The 22,311-nt window shown below is 45.2% G+C and carries 21 protein-coding genes; 18 read left to right on the top strand and 3 right to left on the bottom strand.

The window, feature by feature from the left end:
- Positions 1–107: 107 nt before the first annotated feature.
- The 17 genes from mnmG (at position 108) to glmS (ending at position 18,436) form a co-directional block, all read left to right on the top strand.
- A complete protein-coding gene (gene mnmG / locus SO_RS22130; RefSeq protein WP_011074340.1) occupies positions 108–1,997 on the top strand; it encodes a tRNA uridine-5-carboxymethylaminomethyl(34) synthesis enzyme MnmG in 1,890 nt (629 codons plus the stop codon).
- Positions 1,998–2,114: 117 nt separating this feature from the next.
- Positions 2,115–2,735: a 16S rRNA (guanine(527)-N(7))-methyltransferase RsmG gene (gene rsmG, locus SO_RS22125; protein ID WP_011074339.1), complete on the top strand. Its 621-nt coding sequence runs from the start codon at positions 2,115–2,117 to the stop codon at positions 2,733–2,735.
- Between the two features lie 75 nt (positions 2,736–2,810).
- On the top strand, positions 2,811–3,599 hold the full coding sequence (locus tag SO_RS22120; protein WP_011074338.1) for a ParA family protein: 789 nt from the start codon (positions 2,811–2,813) through the stop codon (positions 3,597–3,599).
- 9 nt (positions 3,600–3,608) lie between these two features.
- Positions 3,609–4,487: a ParB/RepB/Spo0J family partition protein gene (locus tag SO_RS22115; protein ID WP_011074337.1), complete on the top strand. Its 879-nt coding sequence runs from the start codon at positions 3,609–3,611 to the stop codon at positions 4,485–4,487.
- 225 nt (positions 4,488–4,712) lie between these two features.
- The gene (locus tag SO_RS22110) at positions 4,713–5,096 is read left to right on the top strand and encodes an ATP synthase subunit I (RefSeq protein ID WP_011074336.1); all 384 of its coding nucleotides are present in this window, start codon (positions 4,713–4,715) and stop codon (positions 5,094–5,096) included.
- Between the two features lie 12 nt (positions 5,097–5,108).
- The gene (gene atpB / locus SO_RS22105; RefSeq protein WP_011074335.1) at positions 5,109–5,903 is read left to right on the top strand and encodes a F0F1 ATP synthase subunit A; all 795 of its coding nucleotides are present in this window, start codon (positions 5,109–5,111) and stop codon (positions 5,901–5,903) included.
- Positions 5,904–5,973: 70 nt separating this feature from the next.
- Complete coding sequence (atpE, locus tag SO_RS22100) at positions 5,974–6,225, top strand: F0F1 ATP synthase subunit C (RefSeq protein ID WP_006083840.1); 252 nt, start codon at positions 5,974–5,976, stop codon at positions 6,223–6,225.
- Positions 6,226–6,263: 38 nt separating this feature from the next.
- The gene (gene atpF / locus SO_RS22095; RefSeq protein WP_011074334.1) at positions 6,264–6,734 is read left to right on the top strand and encodes a F0F1 ATP synthase subunit B; all 471 of its coding nucleotides are present in this window, start codon (positions 6,264–6,266) and stop codon (positions 6,732–6,734) included.
- A 16-nt stretch (positions 6,735–6,750) separates the two neighbouring features.
- Entirely contained in the window at positions 6,751–7,284 is a 534-nt protein-coding gene (atpH, locus tag SO_RS22090) for a F0F1 ATP synthase subunit delta (RefSeq protein ID WP_011074333.1), read from the top strand.
- A 14-nt stretch (positions 7,285–7,298) separates the two neighbouring features.
- Positions 7,299–8,840, top strand: a complete 1,542-nt coding sequence (atpA, locus tag SO_RS22085) for a F0F1 ATP synthase subunit alpha (RefSeq protein ID WP_011074332.1) — start codon at positions 7,299–7,301, stop codon at positions 8,838–8,840.
- Between the two features lie 50 nt (positions 8,841–8,890).
- Positions 8,891–9,751 (top strand): F0F1 ATP synthase subunit gamma, encoded by an 861-nt coding sequence (atpG, locus tag SO_RS22080; protein WP_011074331.1) that lies wholly within the window; start codon positions 8,891–8,893, stop codon positions 9,749–9,751.
- A 35-nt stretch (positions 9,752–9,786) separates the two neighbouring features.
- Positions 9,787–11,178, top strand: a complete 1,392-nt coding sequence (atpD, locus tag SO_RS22075) for a F0F1 ATP synthase subunit beta (protein ID WP_011074330.1) — start codon at positions 9,787–9,789, stop codon at positions 11,176–11,178.
- Between the two features lie 36 nt (positions 11,179–11,214).
- Complete coding sequence (locus tag SO_RS22070) at positions 11,215–11,643, top strand: F0F1 ATP synthase subunit epsilon (RefSeq protein ID WP_011074329.1); 429 nt, start codon at positions 11,215–11,217, stop codon at positions 11,641–11,643.
- A 170-nt stretch (positions 11,644–11,813) separates the two neighbouring features.
- A complete protein-coding gene (gene glmU, locus SO_RS22065) occupies positions 11,814–13,178 on the top strand; it encodes a bifunctional UDP-N-acetylglucosamine diphosphorylase/glucosamine-1-phosphate N-acetyltransferase GlmU (protein WP_011074328.1) in 1,365 nt (454 codons plus the stop codon).
- 257 nt (positions 13,179–13,435) lie between these two features.
- Entirely contained in the window at positions 13,436–15,556 is a 2,121-nt protein-coding gene (locus SO_RS22060; protein ID WP_011074327.1) for a TonB-dependent receptor, read from the top strand.
- A gap of 203 nt (positions 15,557–15,759) precedes the next feature.
- Positions 15,760–16,530, top strand: coding sequence for a DeoR/GlpR family DNA-binding transcription regulator (locus SO_RS22055; protein ID WP_011074326.1), 771 nt, complete (start codon positions 15,760–15,762; stop codon positions 16,528–16,530).
- Between the two features lie 76 nt (positions 16,531–16,606).
- Positions 16,607–18,436, top strand: a complete 1,830-nt coding sequence (gene glmS / locus SO_RS22050; RefSeq protein WP_011074325.1) for a glutamine--fructose-6-phosphate transaminase (isomerizing) — start codon at positions 16,607–16,609, stop codon at positions 18,434–18,436.
- A gap of 80 nt (positions 18,437–18,516) precedes the next feature.
- Here the strand turns inward: glmS and SO_RS22045 are convergent, their stop codons facing one another.
- The 3 genes from SO_RS22045 to SO_RS22035 all read right to left on the bottom strand — a co-directional run bounded on the left by SO_RS22045 (position 18,517) and on the right by SO_RS22035 (position 20,259).
- The gene (locus SO_RS22045; protein ID WP_011074324.1) at positions 18,517–18,720 is read right to left on the bottom strand and encodes a DUF2061 domain-containing protein; all 204 of its coding nucleotides are present in this window, start codon (positions 18,718–18,720) and stop codon (positions 18,517–18,519) included.
- A gap of 167 nt (positions 18,721–18,887) precedes the next feature.
- Positions 18,888–19,790 (bottom strand): 1,4-dihydroxy-2-naphthoyl-CoA synthase, encoded by a 903-nt coding sequence (locus SO_RS22040; RefSeq protein ID WP_011074323.1) that lies wholly within the window; start codon positions 19,788–19,790, stop codon positions 18,888–18,890.
- Between the two features lie 118 nt (positions 19,791–19,908).
- A complete protein-coding gene (locus SO_RS22035) occupies positions 19,909–20,259 on the bottom strand; it encodes a hypothetical protein (protein WP_011074322.1) in 351 nt (116 codons plus the stop codon).
- A 91-nt stretch (positions 20,260–20,350) separates the two neighbouring features.
- Here SO_RS22035 and ccoG point away from each other — a divergent pair, with 91 nt between their 5' ends.
- Entirely contained in the window at positions 20,351–21,778 is a 1,428-nt protein-coding gene (gene ccoG / locus SO_RS22030; protein WP_011074321.1) for a cytochrome c oxidase accessory protein CcoG, read from the top strand.
- The last annotated feature ends 533 nt before the right edge of the window (positions 21,779–22,311 follow it).

Raw genomic sequence — 22,311 nt, 5'->3', positions numbered from 1 at the left:
CCCGATCCACCGGATCTATTTTCGAAAAATGATCATTCACCTGATTCAAAGCAAATGCTAAAATGATCGGCTCTTGTTGGGTCTCATAAGTTATTAAAGGTAAGGTCATGCATTTTCATGAACGGTTTGATGTTATTGTTGTTGGTGGTGGTCACGCCGGAACTGAAGCCGCATTAGCAGCAGCAAGAATGGGCTCTAAGACATTATTGCTAACGCATAATCTTGATACTTTAGGCCAAATGTCATGTAACCCTGCGATCGGGGGTATTGGTAAAGGTCATTTGGTAAAAGAAATCGATGCCTTAGGCGGTGCAATGGCGATCGCTACCGACTATGCAGGGATCCAATTTAGAACATTAAACTCGAGTAAAGGTCCAGCAGTAAGAGCCACTCGAGCTCAGGCAGATCGCGCTTTATATCGTCAAAAGATCCAAAATATTCTGCAAAACCAAGCTAATTTACGTATTTTCCAACAAGCAGTAGATGATATTGTTGTGGAAAACGATCACGTTGTGGGTGTAGTTACCCAAATGGGTTTAGCCTTTGAAGCATCAGCAGTAGTGTTAACTGCTGGAACTTTCCTCAGTGGTAAGATCCATATCGGTTTAGAGAATTACAGCGGCGGTCGTGCAGGCGATCCGCCATCTATCGCACTTGCCCATCGCTTACGCGAGTTGCCTATCCGTGTTGGCCGTTTAAAAACCGGTACACCACCACGTATCGATGCCAATACCATTGATTTTTCGCAAATGACCGAGCAAAAAGGCGATACGCCACTACCTGTGATGTCATTTATGGGTGATGTGAGCCATCATCCGAAACAGATTTCTTGCTGGATCACTCATACCAATGAAAAAACTCACGATATTATTCGTGGAGGCTTAGATAGAAGCCCAATGTATTCGGGGGTGATCGAGGGGATCGGCCCACGTTACTGTCCGTCAATTGAAGATAAGATCCATCGTTTTTCAGATAAATCATCGCACCAGATCTTTATCGAGCCGGAAGGATTAACCACTAACGAGATCTACCCTAACGGCATATCCACTAGCCTCCCATTTGATGTGCAGTTAAATTTAGTTCGTTCGATCAAAGGCATGGAGAATGCTGAGATTGTGCGTCCTGGTTATGCAATTGAGTATGATTATTTTGATCCTAGAGATCTTAAAAACTCATTAGAAACCAAAACCATCAATGGTTTGTTTTTCGCAGGCCAAATCAACGGCACTACAGGTTATGAAGAAGCGGGTGCCCAAGGTTTACTTGCGGGGATGAACGCATCATTGCAAGTTCAAGGTAAAGAAGCATGGTGCCCTCGCCGTGATGAAGCTTACATTGGCGTATTGGTTGATGATTTATCAACCTTAGGTACGAAAGAACCCTACCGCATGTTCACTAGCCGTGCGGAATATCGTTTATTGCTCCGTGAAGATAACGCCGATCTGCGTTTAACAGCCAAAGGGCGTGAGCTCGGTTTAGTAGATGATGCTCGTTGGGCTGCATTCAGTGAAAAAATGGAATCGATCGAATTAGAGCTGCAGCGTCTACGTAGCCAATGGATCCATCCTAATTCACCATTGGTGCCAGTGTTAAATCCACACTTGAACACGCCGATTTCTCGCGAAGCATCTTTTGAAGAATTACTCCGTCGTCCTGAAATGGATTATAACAAACTGATGCAGATTGAAGGTTTTGGCCCTGGTCTTGCCGATCCTCTTGCCGCAGAGCAAGTACAAATCCAAGTGAAGTATTCGGGTTATATCCAACGTCAGCAAGAAGAGATCAATAAAGCGGTACGTAACGAAAATACGGGGCTGCCATTAAACCTTGATTATAAAGAGGTTCCAGGTTTGTCAAATGAGGTTATCGCTAAGTTAAATAGCCATAAGCCCGAAACCATTGGCCAAGCATCTCGTATTTCAGGTATTACTCCCGCAGCAATTTCAATTCTGCTTGTACATTTGAAAAAACGCGGTTTATTACGCAAGAGCGCGTAAAAGCGAGCTTAATCGCCAGTTTGGTCGCAGAAGGGAAGCATTCAGGCTTCCCTTCGACGTTTCAGGGCTTCATAATAGCCAACGAGTTTATCATCGCATCTGTATTGAGGTTGTTCAGTGTTATCTGCCCAGTTAGAGGCCTATTTAGCCGAAATTAATCTGCCCGCCACCGCTGAGCAGAAAAAACAACTGCTTGATTTTGTTGGCATGCTCAACAAATGGAATAAAGCCTATAACTTAACGTCTGTAAGGGATCCTGAGATCATGCTTGTCCGTCATATTATGGACAGCTTAGTGGTTTCGAAACATCTGCAAGGTGATCGCTTTATTGATGTGGGCACTGGACCTGGGCTTCCAGGTATTCCGCTGGCGATTATGAATCCAGATAAAACCTTTGTACTACTCGATAGCTTAGGTAAACGCATTCGTTTTCAAAAGCAGGTCGCCTTTGAATTAGGTATTCATAATGTTAGCTCAATAGAGAGTCGAGTTGAGGCCTATCAACCAGAGCAAAAGTTTGATGGTGTGCTGAGCCGTGCCTTTGCGTCAATCCATGATATGTTGACATGGTGCCATCATTTACCCGCTGAACATGGGCAATTTTATGCGCTTAAGGGGCAATTGAGCGATGACGAAATGCAACACATTCCTACTGGCTTTGCGATAACAGAAACGATCGAACTCAAGGTTCCTAGACTCGATGAGCAAAGACATTTACTCAAAATAATCAAAGAATAACAGGCTTAAAGCTCCTCATATTTGCATGGATTTTTAAGTAGGCAATAAACCAGAATTTACATACAGGGTGACATTGTGGGTAAAGTAATTGCCGTGGCCAACCAGAAAGGTGGCGTAGGGAAAACAACAACGTGTGTCAACTTAGCGGCTTCTTTAGCGGCGACTAAGCGCAAAGTACTGCTCATCGATCTCGATCCTCAGGGTAATGCCACCATGGGCAGTGGCGTCGATAAATATGAAGTCGAAAATACGGCTTACGAATTATTGGTAGAAGAAAAGCCCTTTGATGACATAGTGGTGAAAGATACCGCGGGTAAATACGATCTGATTGCCAGTAATGGTGATGTCACTGCTGCTGAAATCAAGCTGATGGAGTTTTTCGCCCGTGAAGTTCGCCTGCGTAATGCGCTGGCGCCAATAAAAGATCAATACGATTATATCTTTATCGATTGCCCTCCTTCGCTCAACATGTTGACGGTTAATGCCATGTCAGCAGCGGATTCTGTGCTCGTACCTATGCAGTGTGAGTATTTTGCGCTTGAAGGCTTAACTGCGCTCATTGATACCATTACCAAGTTGGCGGCCGTAGTTAACCCTGGGCTGGGTATCGAAGGGATTCTACGGACTATGTATGATCCGCGTAATCGTCTCTCAAATGATGTGTCCGATCAGCTAAAACAACATTTTGGTGATAAGGTCTACCGTACTGTTATCCCTCGAAATGTGCGTTTGGCTGAAGCGCCGAGCTTTGGTGCGCCAGCGATGTATTACGACAAGTCGAGCGCGGGCGCTAAAGCATATCTGGCATTGGCTGGTGAGATGATCCGCCGTTCCGAACAGAACATTCAGGTTAAGCGAGCGTAAAGGATAACCATGACGTTAAAGAAAAGAGGGTTAGGTAAAGGGCTAGATGCTTTACTGAGTCACAGTCACGCCGCCAATAAAAAACAGACGGAAGAAGTGGCTGTTGTTGAGAAAAAAGAAGAGCTGATTCATTTGGATCTCGACCTTTTACAGCCAGGTAAGTATCAACCACGTAAAGACATGTCCCCCGAAGCCTTGGAAGAATTAGCCCATTCGATTCGCAATCAAGGCATTATCCAACCAATTGTGGTACGCCCTGTGAGTGAGACCCAATATGAGATCATCGCGGGTGAACGCCGTTGGCGTGCTTCTCAATTGGCTGGTGTGGATAAAATCCCCTGTATTGTAAAACCTGTTCCCGATGAAGCTGCTGTTGCTATCGCGTTGATCGAAAATATTCAACGTGAAGACTTAAATGCGATGGAAGAAGCCATAGCATTACAACGTTTAATGCAAGAATTTGAACTGACTCACCAACAGGTTGCCGATGTTGTGGGAAAATCTCGGGCGAGTGTATCTAACTTGTTGCGTTTAAACGGTTTAAATGAACCGGTTAAGCGTCTACTCGAGTATGGCGATATTGATATGGGCCATGCGCGCGCTTTACTCGCAATTGAGGGTGAAGAACAAACAAATCTGGCGAGATTAGTAGCTGCCAAGGAATTAACCGTTCGTGAAACTGAACGATTAATTAATCAAACCTTAAATCCGCCCAAACCCGTCGAAACTACGACTAAAGATCAAGATGTTTGTCGTTTAGAGCAGCAGTTAATTGAAAGATTAGGTGCCAAAGTTTCGATAGCTCATAGTAGTAAGGGTAAGGGTAAAATTGTAATTAACTATCAGAATCTGGCTGAATTAGACGGAATTCTTAGCAAAATTCGTTAATGTCTGTAGATTAACAGTTTTTAATGTAAGTTTGTGACATTCGTTAATTTTGGATTTTGACTGTTTTGGCGCTATATCACGTTAAAAGTGCTGTTTTTCCTTATCTCTAAGTTGCAATGAAGGCGTGAAAAGGTATACTTTCGCAAGCTTTTTGTGCATGGACATAAATACGGATATTTGTCATCCGGTCATCGAAACAAAAAGTATAAATGCGGAGAAGATGAGTTGAGTAAGGTTTTAGCGCGCCGTGGCCGGTGGTCAGCCTATAAATTGGTGATGATGCAGGCGGCGGTGGCTGGGGGTGCTTCAATTCTCTTTTTCGTCGTGTGGGGAGTTCAGTTTGGCTATTCTGCGTTAGCAGGTGGTTCAATTGCTGTACTCCCTAATTTTGTATTCGCGACCCTCGCTTTCTCCCATACGGGAGCAAGTTCAGCTGCAAAAGTGATTAAAACTTTTTACTGGGGGGAAGCGGTAAAGTTGCTGTTAACCATAGCAATGTTTTCGCTAGTGTTTATCAATCTTAAGGTCGCATTTATGCCGCTTTTTGTTTGTTACGTGCTGACGTTAATCGTGCATTGGACAGCTCCTTTATACTTCAAGCAAAGTTAAGTGGGATGAATCATGGCTGCACCTGGTGAAGCGTTAACACCGCAGGGCTATATCCAGCATCACCTTACCAACCTACACGTTGGTGAAGGTTTCTGGACATGGCACATTGATTCGTTGTTCTTTTCGGTTGGTCTTGGTGTTCTGTTCCTGTGGATTTTCCGTAGTGTTGGTAAAAAAGCGACTTCAGGTGTTCCCGGTAAGCTTCAGTGCTTTATCGAGATGATCGTAGAGTTCGTTGATAACAGCGTGAAAGAAAGTTTTCATGGCCGCAATGCCCTGATCGCGCCTTTAGCTCTGACCATTTTTATGTGGGTATTCATGATGAACTTCATGGATATGATCCCTGTAGACTGGCTACCTTGGTTAGCAAGTTTAGCAGGAATTCCGTACTTAAAAGTGGTTCCGACGACTGACGTAAACATCACCTTCAGCTTAGCTATCGGTGTGTTTGTGCTGATTATTTACTACAGCATTAAGGTCAAAGGCGTGTCTGGTTTTGTTAAAGAACTGACGCTACAGCCCTTTAACCATAAGGCAATGATACCCGTCAACCTCCTATTAGAGACTGTTACTTTAATCGCTAAGCCAATTTCATTGGCATTGCGTCTATTTGGTAACTTGTACGCAGGTGAGTTGATCTTCATCCTTATTGCGCTGATGTATGGAACCAACTTGTTATTATCTTCCCTAGGTGTGACTCTGCAACTAGGTTGGTTAATTTTCCACATTTTGGTTATCACGCTGCAGGCGTTTATCTTCATGATGCTGACCATTGTTTATTTAAGCATGGCCCATGAAGATCATTAAGGATTGCTGAAGAAATTTTAAACTAAATCATCAACTAATTAGATTTAGATTTTAGATACTGGAGATACAGATGGAAACGATTTTAGGCATGACAGCTATCGCTGTTGCTCTGCTGATTGGTATGGGTGCTCTTGGTACTGCAATCGGTTTCGGCTTATTAGGTGGCAAGTTCCTGGAAGGCGCTGCGCGTCAACCAGAAATGGCTCCTATGCTGCAAGTTAAAATGTTCATCGTAGCGGGTCTACTCGACGCCGTAACTATGATCGGTGTTGGTATCGCATTATTCATGCTGTTCACCAACCCGCTGGGTGCAATGCTGTAAAAAAACGCTTCTGTCTTAACTCTAAATAGGAGGCTGTTGTGAATTTCAACGCTACCCTAATCGGTCAGACGGTCGCCTTTATCATCTTCGTGTGGTTCTGCATGAAGTTTGTATGGCCCCCTTTGATGAATGCCATCGAAGCGCGCCAAAAAAGGATTGCTGACGGTCTAGCTGATGCTGATCGTGCGGTAAAAGACCTAGAGTTGGCTCAAGCGAAAGCGACTGACCAACTAAAAGAAGCCAAGGTGACGGCTAACGAAATTATTGAGCAAGCTAACAAGCGTAAAGCTCAAATAGTGGAAGAAGCTAAAACCGAAGCAGACGCTGAGCGTGCAAAAATCATCGCTCAGGGTAAAGCAGAAATTGAAGCTGAACGTAATCGCGTGAAAGAGGATCTGCGCAAGCAGGTTGCTACTCTTGCCATCATGGGTGCTGAGAAGATCCTTGAGCGTTCTATTGATCCAGCCGCCCACAGTGACATAGTTAATAAACTTGTCGCTGAAATTTGATAAGGGAGTTTGAGTTATGGCTGAATTAACCACCATCGCTCGCCCTTACGCAAAGGCAGCTTTTGACATTGCTGTTGAACACAATGCAGTGGATAACTGGGCAGAAATGCTCACGTTTGCCGCTTTGGTTAGTGAAAACGAAACCATGAAGCCACTGCTGACTGGCTCTTTAGCCAGCACTAAACTTGCCGCACTCTTTATTAGTGTATGTGGTGAGCAAATCAATGAGCAAGGTCAGAACTTGATAAAGGTAATGGCTGAAAACGGTCGCTTAAAGGTACTACCTGCTGTATCTGAGCTTTTTGCTCAATACCGTAATGAGTGGGCAAAAGAAGTGGAAGCCGATGTGGTTTCTGCAGCTGAGCTCAGCTCTGAACAACAGCAGCAGATCAGTATTTCTTTAGAGAAACGTCTCGCACGCAAAGTTAAGCTGAATTGCAGCACTGACGCCGCGCTCATCGCCGGTGTAATCATTAAGGCAGGAGACTTAGTCATTGATGGCTCTGTCCGCGGTAAATTATCGCGTCTGTCTGAAAAGCTGCAGTCGTAATTGGGAGTTTGAGCATGCAACTGAATTCCACTGAAATCAGCGATCTGATTAAGCAGCGGATCGAGCAGTTCGAAGTCGTTAGCGAATCTCGTAACGAAGGAACTATCGTTGCGGTAAGTGACGGCATTATCCGCATCCACGGCCTAGCCGATGTGATGCAAGGTGAAATGATCGAACTGCCTGGTAGCCGTTTTGCAATCGCGTTGAACCTTGAACGTGATTCTGTCGGTGCCGTAGTAATGGGCCCTTATGCTGATTTAGCAGAGGGCGTAAAAGTTAAAACTACTGGCCGTATTCTGGAAGTTCCAGTCGGTCGTGGCCTGTTAGGCCGCGTAGTTAACACTCTGGGTGAGCCTATCGACGGTAAAGGAGCGATCGACAACGATGGTTTCTCTCCTGTTGAAGTGATTGCTCCAGGTGTTATCGAACGTAAGTCAGTAGATCAACCAGTTCAAACTGGTTATAAAGCCGTTGACGCTATGATCCCAATCGGTCGTGGCCAACGTGAATTGATCATTGGCGACCGTCAAACTGGTAAAACAGCGATGGCGATCGATGCAATCATCAACCAACGTGATTCTGGCATTAAGTGCGTGTATGTAGCGGTAGGCCAAAAGGCTTCTACTATTGCTAACGTAGTACGTAAGCTAGAAGAACACGGTGCATTAGCTAACACTATCGTTGTGGTTGCAACAGCTTCTGAAGCTGCAGCACTGCAATACTTAGCACCGTACTCTGGTTGTGCTATGGGTGAATACTTCCGCGACCGCGGTGAAGATGCTCTGATCGTATACGATGACCTGTCTAAGCAAGCTGTTGCTTACCGTCAGATCTCGTTACTGCTGAAGCGTCCACCAGGCCGTGAAGCTTATCCTGGTGACGTATTCTATCTACACTCTCGTTTATTAGAGCGTGCTTCACGCGTAAACGAAGAGTATGTAGAAAAGTTCACTAAAGGTGCAGTAACAGGTAAAACTGGTTCTTTAACCGCGCTGCCTATTATTGAAACTCAGGCGGGTGACGTATCTGCATTCGTACCGACCAACGTAATTTCGATTACTGACGGTCAGATCTTCCTTGAGACCGATCTGTTTAACTCTGGCTTACGTCCAGCGGTTAACCCAGGTATTTCTGTTTCTCGTGTTGGTGGTGCGGCTCAGACTAAGATCATCAAGAAACTGTCTGGTGGTATCCGTACCGCTCTTGCACAGTATCGTGAACTTGCTGCGTTCTCACAGTTTGCATCTGATCTTGACGATGCAACTCGTGCTCAACTAGAGCATGGTGTGCGTGTTACCGAACTGATGAAGCAAAAACAATATGCTCCTATGAGCGTAGCCGCTCAAGCTGTGTCAATTTTCGCAGCTGAAAAAGGTTACCTGAAGGGCGTTGAGCTGAAAAAAGTTGGTGATTTCGAAGCCGCTCTGCTCTCGTACATGAACAGCGAGCATGCTGCTTTAATCAAGCTTATCAACGAGACTGGCGATTATAACGCCGATATCGAAGCTGAATTAAAAGCTGGCCTCGACAAGTTCGTAGCAACCCAAACCTGGTAACAATGATAGAGGTGTCTTAAGGCACCTCAGGTCCAGATTGGAGAGTAGAGATGGCCGGCGCTAAAGAGATTAAAACCAAGATCGCGAGTGTGAAAAACACTCAGAAGATCACGTCCGCCATGGAAATGGTGGCAGCCAGCAAAATGCGCAGAGCGCAGGAACGCATGGCTGCGAGCCGTCCATACGCGGAAAGCATGCGTAAGGTGATCGGTCACGTAGCGCAAGGTTCTCTCGAGTATAAACACCCCTACTTGGAGGTGAGAGAGGCTAAGCGGGTTGGTTACATTGTTGTAGCAACCGACCGTGGCCTTTGTGGTGGTCTGAACGTCAACCTCTTTAAAAAGGTTGTCGCAGACGTGAAAAGCTGGAAAGAGCAAGGTGCAGAATTTGAATTTTGCCCAATTGGTGCTCGTAGTGTGCAGTTTTTCAAAAGCTTCGGCGGACAAGTATCGGCACAAGCATCGGGTTTAGGTGATGCACCTAAATTGAATGACTTAATTGGTACTGTGCAGGTCATGTTAGAAGCTTACAACGAAGGCAAACTGGATCGTCTGTATGTAGTGTTCAACAAGTTTGTCAACACTATGACGCAGACTCCTGTGATCGAGCAGCTGCTACCTTTGCCTAAATCGGAAGATGATGAGGTTGCTCATCGTTGGGACTACATCTACGAACCTGATCCAAAAGCCCTTTTGGATACCTTATTGGTTCGTTATGTAGAATCTCAGGTTTACCAAGGTGTTGTTGAAAACATTGCTTCTGAACAAGCTGCCCGTATGGTGGCTATGAAGGCGGCAACTGACAACGCGGGTACACTAATTGACGATTTGCAATTGGTCTATAACAAGGCTCGTCAGGCTGCTATTACGCAGGAACTGTCGGAAATTGTTTCTGGTGCCTCTGCGGTTTAGGTTAGGTAACGAATACAAGTTTTAGAGGATTAATCATGAGCACAGGTACTGTTGTCCAAGTGATTGGCGCGGTTGTGGACGTAGAGTTTCCACAAGATGCCGTACCTCAGGTATATGACGCTCTGAAGATCACAGGTGAAGGCTCCTGTAATGGTTTGGTGCTGGAAGTTCAGCAACAACTAGGTGGTGGTGTAGTTCGTACCATCGCTATGGGTACTTCTGATGGTCTGCGTCGTGGTCTTGAGGTAGTAAACTCAGGTTCACCTATTTCTGTTCCTGTTGGTACAGCCACTCTTGGCCGTATCATGAACGTTTTAGGCGACCCTATTGATGAAGCGGGTGCAATCGGTGAAGAAGAACGTTATGTGATTCACCGTGCAGCTCCTTCATACGAAGAGCAATCAAACACGACTGAACTGTTAGAGACTGGTATCAAGGTTATCGACCTTGTATGTCCATTCGCTAAGGGTGGTAAAGTAGGTCTGTTCGGTGGTGCGGGTGTTGGTAAGACAGTTAACATGATGGAACTGATTAACAACATCGCTAAAGCTCACTCAGGTCTTTCTGTATTCGCCGGTGTAGGTGAGCGTACTCGTGAGGGTAACGACTTCTACTACGAGATGAAGGATTCTGGCGTTCTCGACAAAGTAGCCATGGTGTATGGCCAAATGAACGAGCCACCAGGAAACCGTCTGCGTGTAGCACTGACTGGTCTGACTATGGCTGAGAAATTCCGTGACGAAGGTCGTGACGTACTGTTGTTCGTTGACAACATCTACCGTTACACCCTAGCCGGTACTGAAGTATCAGCACTGTTAGGTCGTATGCCTTCTGCGGTAGGTTACCAACCCACTCTGGCTGAAGAAATGGGCGTTCTGCAAGAGCGTATTACTTCAACTAAGACGGGTTCTATTACCTCTGTACAAGCGGTATACGTACCTGCGGACGACTTGACTGACCCGTCACCAGCAACAACCTTCGCTCACTTAGATGCGACTGTTGTATTGTCACGTCAAATCGCTTCTCTGGGTATTTACCCAGCGGTTGACCCATTGGATTCGACTTCACGTCAATTAGATCCATTAGTGGTTGGTCAAGAGCACTATGACGTAGCTAACGGTGTACAAACTGTTCTGCAACGCTACAAAGAGCTGAAAGACATTATTGCGATTCTGGGTATGGACGAATTGTCAGATGATGACAAGATGACCGTTTCCCGTGCACGTAAGATTGAGCGTTTCTTGTCTCAGCCTTTCCACGTAGCAGAAGTCTTTACTGGTTCTCCTGGTAAGTACGTTTCTCTGAAAGACACTATCCGTGGCTTCAAGGGAATTCTGAGTGGCGAGTTCGACCACATTCCAGAACAAGCGTTCTACATGGTTGGTTCTATCGACGAAGCTGTCGAGAAAGCTAACAAAAAGAAATAACTAAGTAGTCATACTTAGTTTTTTAAGGAGAACGGGATGGCAGCCATGACAGTACAGCTTGATATAGTCAGCGCAGAGAGCAGCATCTTCTCTGGTCGCGTAGCTAGCCTACAAGTGACCGGTTCTGAAGGTGAGTTGGGCATCATGCATGGCCATGCTCCACTGTTAAGCTATATCAAACCTGGCATGGCGCGCATCGTCAAACAAGACGGTAACGAAGAAGTGTTTTACCTTTCTGGTGGTTTACTAGAAGTACAACCTTCTTCTGTTTCTGTGTTGGCTGATGTGGTTATGCGTGCCAAAGATATTGATGAGCAGGCAGCATTAGAAGCTAAGCGTCGTGCAGAAGCCCATATGGCAACTGCGGGTGCGGACTTCAATTATGATGCCGCTATGGTTGAGTTAGCGAAAGCAATGGCTCAATTACGTGTTGTTGAAACCATCAAGAAAAACATTGCCAGATAAGGTTATTGTTTGTGATAAAAGGCGGTTATCGAAAGATACCCGCCTTTTTTGTTGGCTTTTTCTGTGACAGCTATACATCCGCCTTTCGCTTTTACGCCGCCTTTCCGTTAAAATCGGGCCACTAAATCGACCTCAGTTTACCCCTTTGGGATTTAATCAAGGATATGGCAATGGCATTAAATGTAGTGATCTTAGCAGCAGGAAAAGGAACCAGAATGCGCTCGGATCTTCCTAAGGTATTACATCCTATCGCCCATAAGAGCATGGTGCAGCATGTTATTGATACTGCACACAGTATTGGCAGCGATGCAATTCAGCTCGTTTATGGCTACGGTGCCGATAAATTAAAATCCACATTGGGCGAACAAAAGCTGAATTGGATCTTGCAAGCGGAGCAGTTGGGGACTGGTCATGCTGTGGCGCAGGCAATTCCGAATATCGACGATAATGATACTGTACTGATCCTTTACGGTGATGTGCCATTAATCCAAGCCTCAACCCTCGAAGCATTACTTGCTGCACGTCCTGAATATGGCGTGGCAATCTTAACGGTTAATCTTGCTAATCCAATGGGCTATGGCCGTATCGTGCGTGAGCAAGGCAAGGTGGTTGGTATTGTTGAGCAAAAAGATGCTAATCCCGAGCAGCTTGCCATCAATGAAGTCAACACTGGCATTATGGCGGTTCCAGGTAATGCATTGAAAACGTGGCTTGACCGTTTATCGAATAACAATGCCCAAGGCGAATACTATCTAACGGATATTATCGCCATGGCCCATGCTGATGGCGTGGAGATTAATACCGCTCAACCACAATCTGCTATAGAAGTGGAAGGCGCCAATAACCGCGTGCAGCTCGCCCAATTAGAGCGAGCTTACCAAGCCCGTGAAGCCGAAAAGCTGATGATCGCTGGTGCTAATCTGCGTGACCCAAGCCGTATTGATATCCGTGGCGAAGTGACCGTCGGTATGGATGTGATGATCGATGTGAACGTGATATTCGAAGGCAAAGTGGTGATCGGTAATAATGTCACTATTGGTGCGGGTGCGATCATCATCGACACTGAAATTGCCGATAATGCCGAGATCAAACCTTACTCTATTATCGAAGGCGCTAAACTGGGTGTTGCTGCAAGCGCAGGGCCTTTTGCCCGTTTACGTCCTGGTGCAGAATTAATGCAAGATGCCCATATCGGCAACTTTGTTGAGATGAAAAAAGCCGTTTTAGGTGTGGGATCTAAAGCGGGCCATTTAGCCTATTTAGGTGATGCGCAAATTGGTGCGGGTGTGAATATTGGCGCGGGCACTATCACCTGCAATTACGATGGGGCGAATAAGCATCTCACTGTGATTGAAGATAATGTGTTTGTGGGGAGTGATACTCAACTGGTGGCGCCAGTGACTATTGGTAAAGGCGCGACGCTCGGTGCAGGGTCAACAATTACCCGTGATGTGGGCGAAGATGAATTAGTGATCACCCGCGTTAAACAAAAACACCTCACAGGCTGGCAACGCCCGGTTAAAATAAAGAAGTAACAGCTAATCTTTTGTAATATAAGGCGGCAATTAGCCGCTTTATGTTTTTTGTCAAAGGTCAAAATCCTTAGTTTTACAAAAATAGTCGAATTAATATTGCGTTAATGCTTTTATGGTATGAGCAATTTGTTGTTTTTGTTTAATTTTGATCTGTATCACGCAAGATTGTAAATTCATGTAAAGAACCTTAAATAAAAACAATTCTTATTTATATTGCCTGCAATTCTAAGACGAAAGGTCTACTTGAGGTGTTGGCAATGGTATTTAAATATTCAGTTGTGGGTTTGGCCGTAGGGGCCGCATTAATGGCGATGCCTGTTATGGCAGAAGCGCCAAACGATGCAAACATTGAACGTATTAATGTAACAGGCCGTACTTTTAACGATTATAAAGTCGGTAGTGCATCTGGCGCTATGCGTGGCGATATTGACTTAATGGATACCCCACAGTCTGTTAATGTGATCCCTGACTTTGTTACCGATGAGCAATTAGCAACAAACCTTGCCGAAGTATTGGTAAACGATTCAAGTGTGACAGCGGGAACCACCCGTTGGAACCGTCAAGTCTTCAGTATCCGTGGCTTCGAACTCGATTCGGGTAATGGTTATCTCATCAATGGCCACCAGCAATGGTCTCATTACGTTCAACCTATCGAAACGCTGCAGCAGGTTGAAGTGCTTAAAGGCCCTTCAAGTATGCTGTATGGTCAATCAGGACCTGGCGGTTTGGTGAATATGGTCACCAAAAAGCCGACCTACGATTCAATGCTCGATTTAGGTTTTGATACTGATGGCTACGGCTCTACCCGTGCGCAGTTAGATGCGGGTGGCAGCTTAAACGAAGCGCAGAGCATTCGTTATCGTGGTGTGTTAGTCAAACAAGACACTAAATACTGGCGCGAATATTCAACTACCGATGAAAACCAAGAGCGTGATCGTTGGTTAGGATATTTGAATTTGGAATTTGATATCAGTGATGATTTGCTGTTATCGGTTAAGTATGACCATACCCAAGACAAAGCGGGCATCGATGCGGGTGGCTGGTTAGATAAACAAGGCAATGTGATTGGCGAGCGTAAAACCGTATGGGATGCGCCTTGGGCCTTTACCGATAATACCGTCTCAAATTTAGGTGCTGATCTAACTTGGCAAATGACTAACGACTGGAAAGTGAAAGTCGGCTACAACGATCAACAATTTAATCGCCAACGTTTAGACTCTGCGCCAAGTTTGATTGAAGGCTCTGAAGATCCATTCAAAGATGGTTATAACATCAAACCATTCGATCGTTATGACGATTGGCAGCATAAAACGGCCTATGTGGATTTCACGGGTGAATTTTCTTTGGCAGGAATGGAGCATCAATTCCTTATTGGTGCTAACTATTTAGACTATTTCTACCAGCAGCAAATTCAGAAAGGCAAAAGTCAGCGTGTAATTCCTGGGCAACCAATTATTCAGCAAGATCTTGATTATCATCAAGGTCAGCTAAGCAACCCAAGTGAATACAAGTATTACGGTTTCTATTTGCAGGATTTAATGACATTAAATGAGCAATGGAAGTTGCTTGCTGGTGTACGGTATGACGAACAGAAAAAAGATACCGCTGGCGGTAACAGCTATGCCGTATCGCCTAAATTTGGGGTGATTTATTCGCCTATGGATAATGGCAGTATTTATGTTAACTATTCAAAAAGCTTTACCCCGCAAGGATCTGTAACCAGTTCCGAAGATGTGAATCAAGGGGCTAATCTAAAACCTGAGTATGGCACTCAGTATGAATTGGGAACGAAGTGGGAGCTCTTTAATGACAGTCTACTGCTGACTGCTGCTCTGTTTGATATAACCGTGTCCAATGTCACAACAGTGCTAGATATTCCAGTAACAAGTGATGGTGATAAAACAATAACCACTCAAGGTGGTGAGCAACATCACCGTGGTTTTGAAGTTGGTGCCCAAGGCCAGTTAGGTGATAGCTGGTTTGTGACTTCATCTATGATGTATTTAGATGCGGAATATAATACGGGTGCAGGCAAAATCGGTGGCAAGAATTTAGATGGTAAAACTCCTATTGATGCCCCTAAATGGTCTGCCAATATCTGGACTCGTTACGAAGTAACTGACAACTTTGCGATGAACTTTGGCGCTATCTACGTTGGTGAGCGTTTTGCTAATGATGTAAATACCATTACCAAAGATGGTTACGTCCGTTTTGATGTTGGTGCTGCCTATACTACGGATATTATGGGTAAAGACGTTAGCATCCGTGCAAACGTGAGAAACCTGTTTGATACTGAATACTTAGATGGCGGTAGCGATAAGATGGTCACTATCGGCCAAGATCGTAACTTCAGCGTGGCACTTGAAGCTAAGTTCTAACTTCACTTTCTAAGCTTAAGTTTTAGCTCCCTTAAAGCAGTTCATCGATAGGTGAACTGCTTTTTTATTGCTTTTCATTAGGTTAATTTTAAAAACTCATCCATTCCATCACTCTCACGCTAAAAACACCTTTCGAATACTAGCAAAAAAGTTTCGTTTCACTATAATGTACCTTTCGAATCGAAAGTTAACTGAAAGGTTTTATGAATAAACGAAATACACAGCAACGACGCCACAGCATTATCAGCATTCTGAATGAACAGGGTGAAGTGAGTGTCGATGAGTTGTCATTACGTTTCGAAACCTCTGAAGTCACCATTCGTAAAGATCTGGCCGAACTTGAAAAAACCGGATTACTGCTGCGCCGCTATGGCGGTGCTGTGGCTATTCCTGATGAAGTCACGCAACAGTTTTCTGCCAAGATTGCGCCTAACAAGTTATCCATTGCTAAAGCTGCCGCGCAGCTCATTAAAGATCACAATCGCATCATTATCGATAGCGGTACCACCACCTCTGGCTTGATTGCTGAACTAAACCAAAAGCGTGGGCTGGTGGTGATGACCAATGCCCTGCATTTGGCTAATGCGATTCACGAGCTTGAAAACGAGCCAACCTTATTGATGACCGGTGGAACTTGGGACCCGCATTCTGAATCCTTTCAAGGCCAAGTCGCCGAGCAAGTATTACGCTCCTACAACTTCGACCAACTGTTTATCGGTGCCGACGGTATCGATTTAGCCCGTGGCACCACCACCTTTAATGAGCTGACAGGTTTAAGTAAGGTGATGGCTGAGGTTTCCCGCGAAGTTATCGTAATGGTGGATTCGGACAAAATTGGCAAGCGGATCCCTAATTTAGAATTGCCATGGTCGAAAATTAGCGTGTTAGTCACCGATGCGCGCATCGAAGAGAGCGCCCTTAAGCAAATTACCGAGCAAGGCGTCAAAGTCATCTTAGCGCCCTACTCGCCTTAGTTATTTCGCTATGTTGAACATATGAGCAAATGACTAAAAACCTTCATTTTTATTTTTCATTTTATAGGTAAAAACTATGTGCGGAATCGTTGGCGCTGTGGCGCAAAGGGATGTGGCCGAAATTCTGGTCGAAGGTTTACGTCGTTTAGAATATCGTGGATATGACTCTGCTGGTGTTGCCGTGATCCACAATGGCGAACTCAATCGCACGCGCCGCGTTGGTAAAGTGCAGGAACTGTCTGCTGCACTCGAAACCGACCCGTTAGCGGGCGGCACTGGGATTGCGCATACACGCTGGGCGACCCACGGTGAGCCAAGCGAGCGTAATGCTCACCCGCATTTATCTGAAGGTGATATTGCCGTTGTACACAATGGTATTATCGAAAACCACCATAAACTGCGCGAAATGCTTAAAGAACACGGCTACCACTTCAGCTCAGATACCGATACCGAAGTGATTTGCCACTTAGTTCATCACCAATTAAAAACAAACGACAGCTTACTTGCTGCGGTACAAGCCACTGTTAAACAACTTGAAGGCGCCTATGGCACTGTAGTTATCGACCGTCGTGATAGTGAGCGTATGGTCGTGGCCCGTTCTGGCAGCCCGCTGGTGATTGGTTTTGGTCTAGGTGAAAACTTTGTCGCTTCTGACCAACTGGCGCTGCTGCCTGTGACCCGCTCTTTCGCCTTTTTAGAAGAGGGTGACGTGGCCGAAGTGACTCGTCGCACTGTGAGCATTTTCGATGTGCATGGCAATAAAGTTGAGCGCGAAGTTAAAGAGTCAGAAATCACCCACGATGCTGGCGACAAAGGCGAATATCGCCACTATATGCTCAAAGAAATCTATGAGCAGCCACTGGCACTGACGCGTACTATTGAAGGCCGCATCGCCAACAAACAAGTGCTCGACACGGCTTTTGGTGATAATGCCGCTGAATTCTTAAAAGATATTAAACACGTACAGATTATTGCTTGTGGTACTAGCTACCATGCGGGCATGGCGGCACGTTATTGGTTAGAAGATTGGGCGGGTGTTTCTTGTAACGTCGAAATTGCCTCTGAATTCCGCTACCGCAAGTCGCATTTATTCCCCAACAGCCTGTTGGTGACCATTTCTCAATCCGGTGAAACTGCCGATACGCTTGCAGCGATGCGCCTAGCCAAAGAAATGGGCTATAAGGCGACACTGACCATCTGTAACGCGCCTGGCTCTTCTTTGGTGCGTGAGTCAGATATGGCGTACATGATGAAAGCGGGTGCTGAGATTGGCGTTGCTTCGACCAAGGCCTTTACTGTACAGCTGGCAGGTTTGTTAATGTTGACTGCGGTGATCGGTCGCCATAATGGCATGTCTGAGCAAATGCAGGCCGAGATCACCCAAAGCCTACAGTCTATGCCTGCTAAAGTGGAGCAAGCATTAGGCTTAGATGATGCGATTGCAGAACTGGCAGAAGACTTTGCTGACAAACACCATGCGTTATTCCTTGGTCGTGGCGATCAATACCCGATTGCGATGGAAGGCGCGCTTAAACTTAAAGAAATCTCTTATATTCATGCAGAGGCTTATGCCTCTGGCGAATTAAAACATGGCCCACTGGCCTTGATTGACGCCGATATGCCCGTGATTGTGGTGGCGCCAAACAACGAATTATTAGAGAAGCTGAAATCTAATGTTGAAGAAGTGCGTGCCCGTGGCGGTTTAATGTATGTGTTTGCCGATGTGGATGCGGAGTTCGAGTCTGACGACACCATGAAAGTGATCCCTGTACCGCACTGCGATATTTTTATGGCGCCACTGATTTACACTATCCCATTACAGTTGCTCTCTTACCATGTTGCCTTAATCAAGGGCACCGATGTGGATCAGCCGCGCAACCTTGCTAAATCGGTGACGGTGGAATAAATCAAAGCCAATAAAAAACCGCCAGTTAGGCGGTTTTTTATTGGGGCTTAATTAGAGTTATTTGCTGGTGGCTTAGGCTATTAAGCTGTTATCGCATCAAGCGCGTGTTGCTTTTTTGCTTCTAAACGTTTCCATACTTTATCGTGGAAATAAAACACCACAGTATTAATTGCGGGCTCTACTAATGCGACTGCCCCACCAATAAGCACACTGCCTGTTAATAAATAAGTGACAGTAAAAGCAACGCTGAAATGTAATACGGCAAAAGTAAGTGTCTTGGTCATGATTCTATCCTCTAATGTCAGCCCCTTTTGGGAATAATTAGATGATAACAATTCTCATTAAAATTTAAACCCGTATTTTGAGATTAGTTTAAACGGTTTTTTCTATCTATAAGCGTTAAAAAGTATAAAGCCCTCTGTTGAGGGCTTTATATTGCAATGAGTCGCGATTAATAATGCCAAGGGAAGGCTGAGAAGTCTTGATCGCGTTTCTCGAGGAAGGCATCACGCCCTTCTTGGGCTTCTGCACTGGCATAGGCTAAGCGTGTCGCTTCACCGGCAAATAGTTGCTGGCCGACCATGCCGTCGTCGGTCATGTTAAAACCGTACTTCAACATGCGCATCGCTGTTGGGGATTTAGAGTTAATCTCTTTGGCCCATCTTAATGCTTCGACTTCGAGTTCAGCATGGGGAACCGATTTATTGACCATGCCCATGGCAAAGGCTTCATCGGCACTGTAATTAAAGCCGCAGAAGAAGATTTCGCGGGCGCGTTTTTGACCAATCATCTTAGCAAGATAAGCACTGCCGTAGCCTGAATCGAAGCTCGCGACATCAGGATCCGTTTGCTTGAATATGGCATGTTCTTTGGACGCTAAGGTTAAATCGCAAACCACATGCAAACTGTGTCCGCCACCCACGGCCCAGCCAGGAACGACCGCAATGACAACTTTAGGCATAAAGCGGATCAATCTTTGCACTTCGAGAATATGTAAACGCCCCATTCTGGCTAAATCGGCTTTACCTTCTTCAGCGCCTTCATATTTATAACCATCTTTACCACGAATGCGTTGATCGCCGCCGGAGGAGAACGAGTATTGTCCTTTTGCTGAGGGACCGTTGCCTGTGAGTAAGGCACAACCAACATCGGACCATTGGCGAGCGTGATCGAGGGCGATATATAACTCATCGACTGTTTTTGGACGAAAGGCATTGAGGCAATCAGGACGATTGATGGCGATACGTACAGTGCCGTGGGCTTTGGCTCTATGGTAAGTAATATCGGTGAAGTTAAATCCGTTGACTTGATCCCACAATGTAGGATCAAAAGTGTCTGATACTGGTTTAGTCATGATTATAAGGCCTATGTTATTGAAGCTCTGAGGCTAGGCGGAATAATGCAGTTGGTCAATCACCTAAGCGCTACGTTTAGGCATGGGATGCCAAATTCCGCTTGTCTCTGGAGTGTGATTAGAGGTTATCGCAGATAAACAGCAAGTTGTCTTGGCTAAAGGTAGAATGCGTACCTGCATTAGTGCCGCAGTAGCTTTCTTTAAAATCGGCAATGCCATCTTCAGTCAGTGGGATTTTATTAAATTCTTCAACCTCGGCGGCAGAGAGGCGCTCTAATATATCCTTGCGGACCTTTGTTAGATTTTGATCCATTTTAATTATTTGAGTTCCCATTGCTGAACTCACTTTATTTTCTATCTTCTGAACCATTTCTTCTGTTTTAGCTATAGGTGCATCTAGTTTGTCGGTTTCTGTGTATAAGTAATATAATGCACCACAAAGGAACGCTAATATGATCCAACCTTTCATCTTTTAGTCCAACATAAGTGAATAACCATTAGTAATATGGGTATAATAAGCCAGTTTTCGTCCAATATTAAAGCAGTAAAAGGCTGTCACGATGAACGCAGAATCTAATAACAAGGACTATTCGAAAACCAATCGAATTAAGATTCATCAGCCTGATGCAGATAAGGCTGATCGTTTTAACCCCCGCAATCGGATTTATGTCCGAGCAATCGATGGCTTATGGAGCAGTTTGCGCCGCCGTATGGGTTGGGTTGCCATGCTCTTCTTCCTCATCTTACCTTGGATCCCTTGGGGAGACCGCCAAGCGGTATGGTTTAATCTAGGCGAACAAAAATTCCACGTCTTTGGCTTAACCATTTGGCCCCAGGATCTCACCCTACTTGCTGCACTCTTTATGATCGCGGCTTTTGCCTTATTTTTTGTGACAACCTACCTTGGCCGAGTTTGGTGTGGTTACACCTGCCCTCAAACCGTATGGACTTTTATGTTCATCTGGTTTGAAGAAAAGCTTGAGGGTGCGCGCAATAAGCGCATCAAGCTAGATCAAATGCCATGGAGTTTTGACAAGATTTGGCGAAAAACCGCAAAGCACACAGCTTGGATTGTGCTTTCGCTACTCACCGCGATGACTTTTGTGTCCTATTTTGTGCCGAACCGCGAAGTCTACGTTGACGTCTTTACCCTTAATGCTTCTGGTGGCATCTATTTTTGGGTGGTGTTTTTTACCCTCGCAACATATGGTAATGCGGGTTGGATGCGTGAAATCATGTGTATCCATATGTGCCCCTATGCTCGTTTCCAATCTGCGATGTTTGATAAAAACACCTTTATTGTTGGTTACGATGCTAAGCGCGGTGAAACTCGAGGTCCACGTTCACGTAAAGCCGATCCAAAAGAAATGGGCTTAGGTGATTGCATTGATTGTGATCTCTGTGTTCAAGTATGCCCAACAGGTATCGATATTCGTAACGGCTTACAGTACGAATGTATTAACTGCGGTGCGTGTATCGATGCTTGCGATCAAACCATGGAGCGCATGGGTTACCCTCTAGGGTTGATTAGCTATACCACCGAAAATAAACTCGAAGGGGTAAAAGAGAAAGTATTACGTCCTAAGCTAGTGGGTTATGGCGTGGTACTGGCCGTGATGATACTGATCTTTATCTATGCGAGTGCGACAATTGCACCTGTACGTATGGATATTATCCGCGACCGTAATCAACTCTATCGCGAAAATAATCAAGGATTGATTGAAAACACCTTTACTCTAAAGATTCTCAATAAGACTGAACAAGCCCACGAATACACCATGAGTGTTGAAGGCCTCAATAATTACAAATGGTATGGTCCAACTTCAGTGACCATTGCGGGTGGAGAAGTATTAACGCTACCGGTAAGTGTTGGGGTTGATCCCGTAGAGCTTTCAAGTTCAGTAACCAATATTGAAATAAAAGTTAAAACTCATATCGATGGTGAGGAAGTCGAAGTCGAGCAAGAATCCCGCTTCTTCAGTCCATAGTTAGTTTCTCGTTAACAAAATGAGGAAAAAAGGGGCGTTTAGCCCCTTTTTTATGCATGTTGCTGGATATCTAGGCGTCTAAACGACTAATTGAAACTTTCTTACAAAAAGCGCTTGCACAAAAAGTTCTGCTGCCTATAATGCGCATCCACTGACACGGCAGACAGCGAAAGCGGATGCGGTTTCAGTGTGAATCGAATGCAAAATGTGCAGTTGATTCGAAAGCGCCAAGAAGTTTGCAAAAACGCCTTGACGCGACAAGGGAAATGCGTAGAATGCGCAGCCCTAGCCAACTGGAAGCGTTAATCGCCCAGTGTGGTGCTCAGGTTCTCTGATGAGACTGAGGTGCTCTTTAACAATCTAAACAAGAAATCTGTGTGGACACTCACAGGTGTTGAGTTAATCGAAATTACTCTGCCGTTTGGCGAGTAATCAAAGAATTAAATCAATGATTCCAAATCACTTCGGTGATGAGTGTTCATAGCAATATGTACATAATTTTGGTTTCGCTTTCTTCTCTTTATGAAAAGATG

Source organism: Shewanella oneidensis MR-1 (genome assembly GCF_000146165.2).
Lineage (GTDB): Bacteria > Pseudomonadota > Gammaproteobacteria > Enterobacterales > Shewanellaceae > Shewanella > Shewanella oneidensis.
This window is presented reverse-complemented; position numbering and strand designations above follow the sequence as displayed.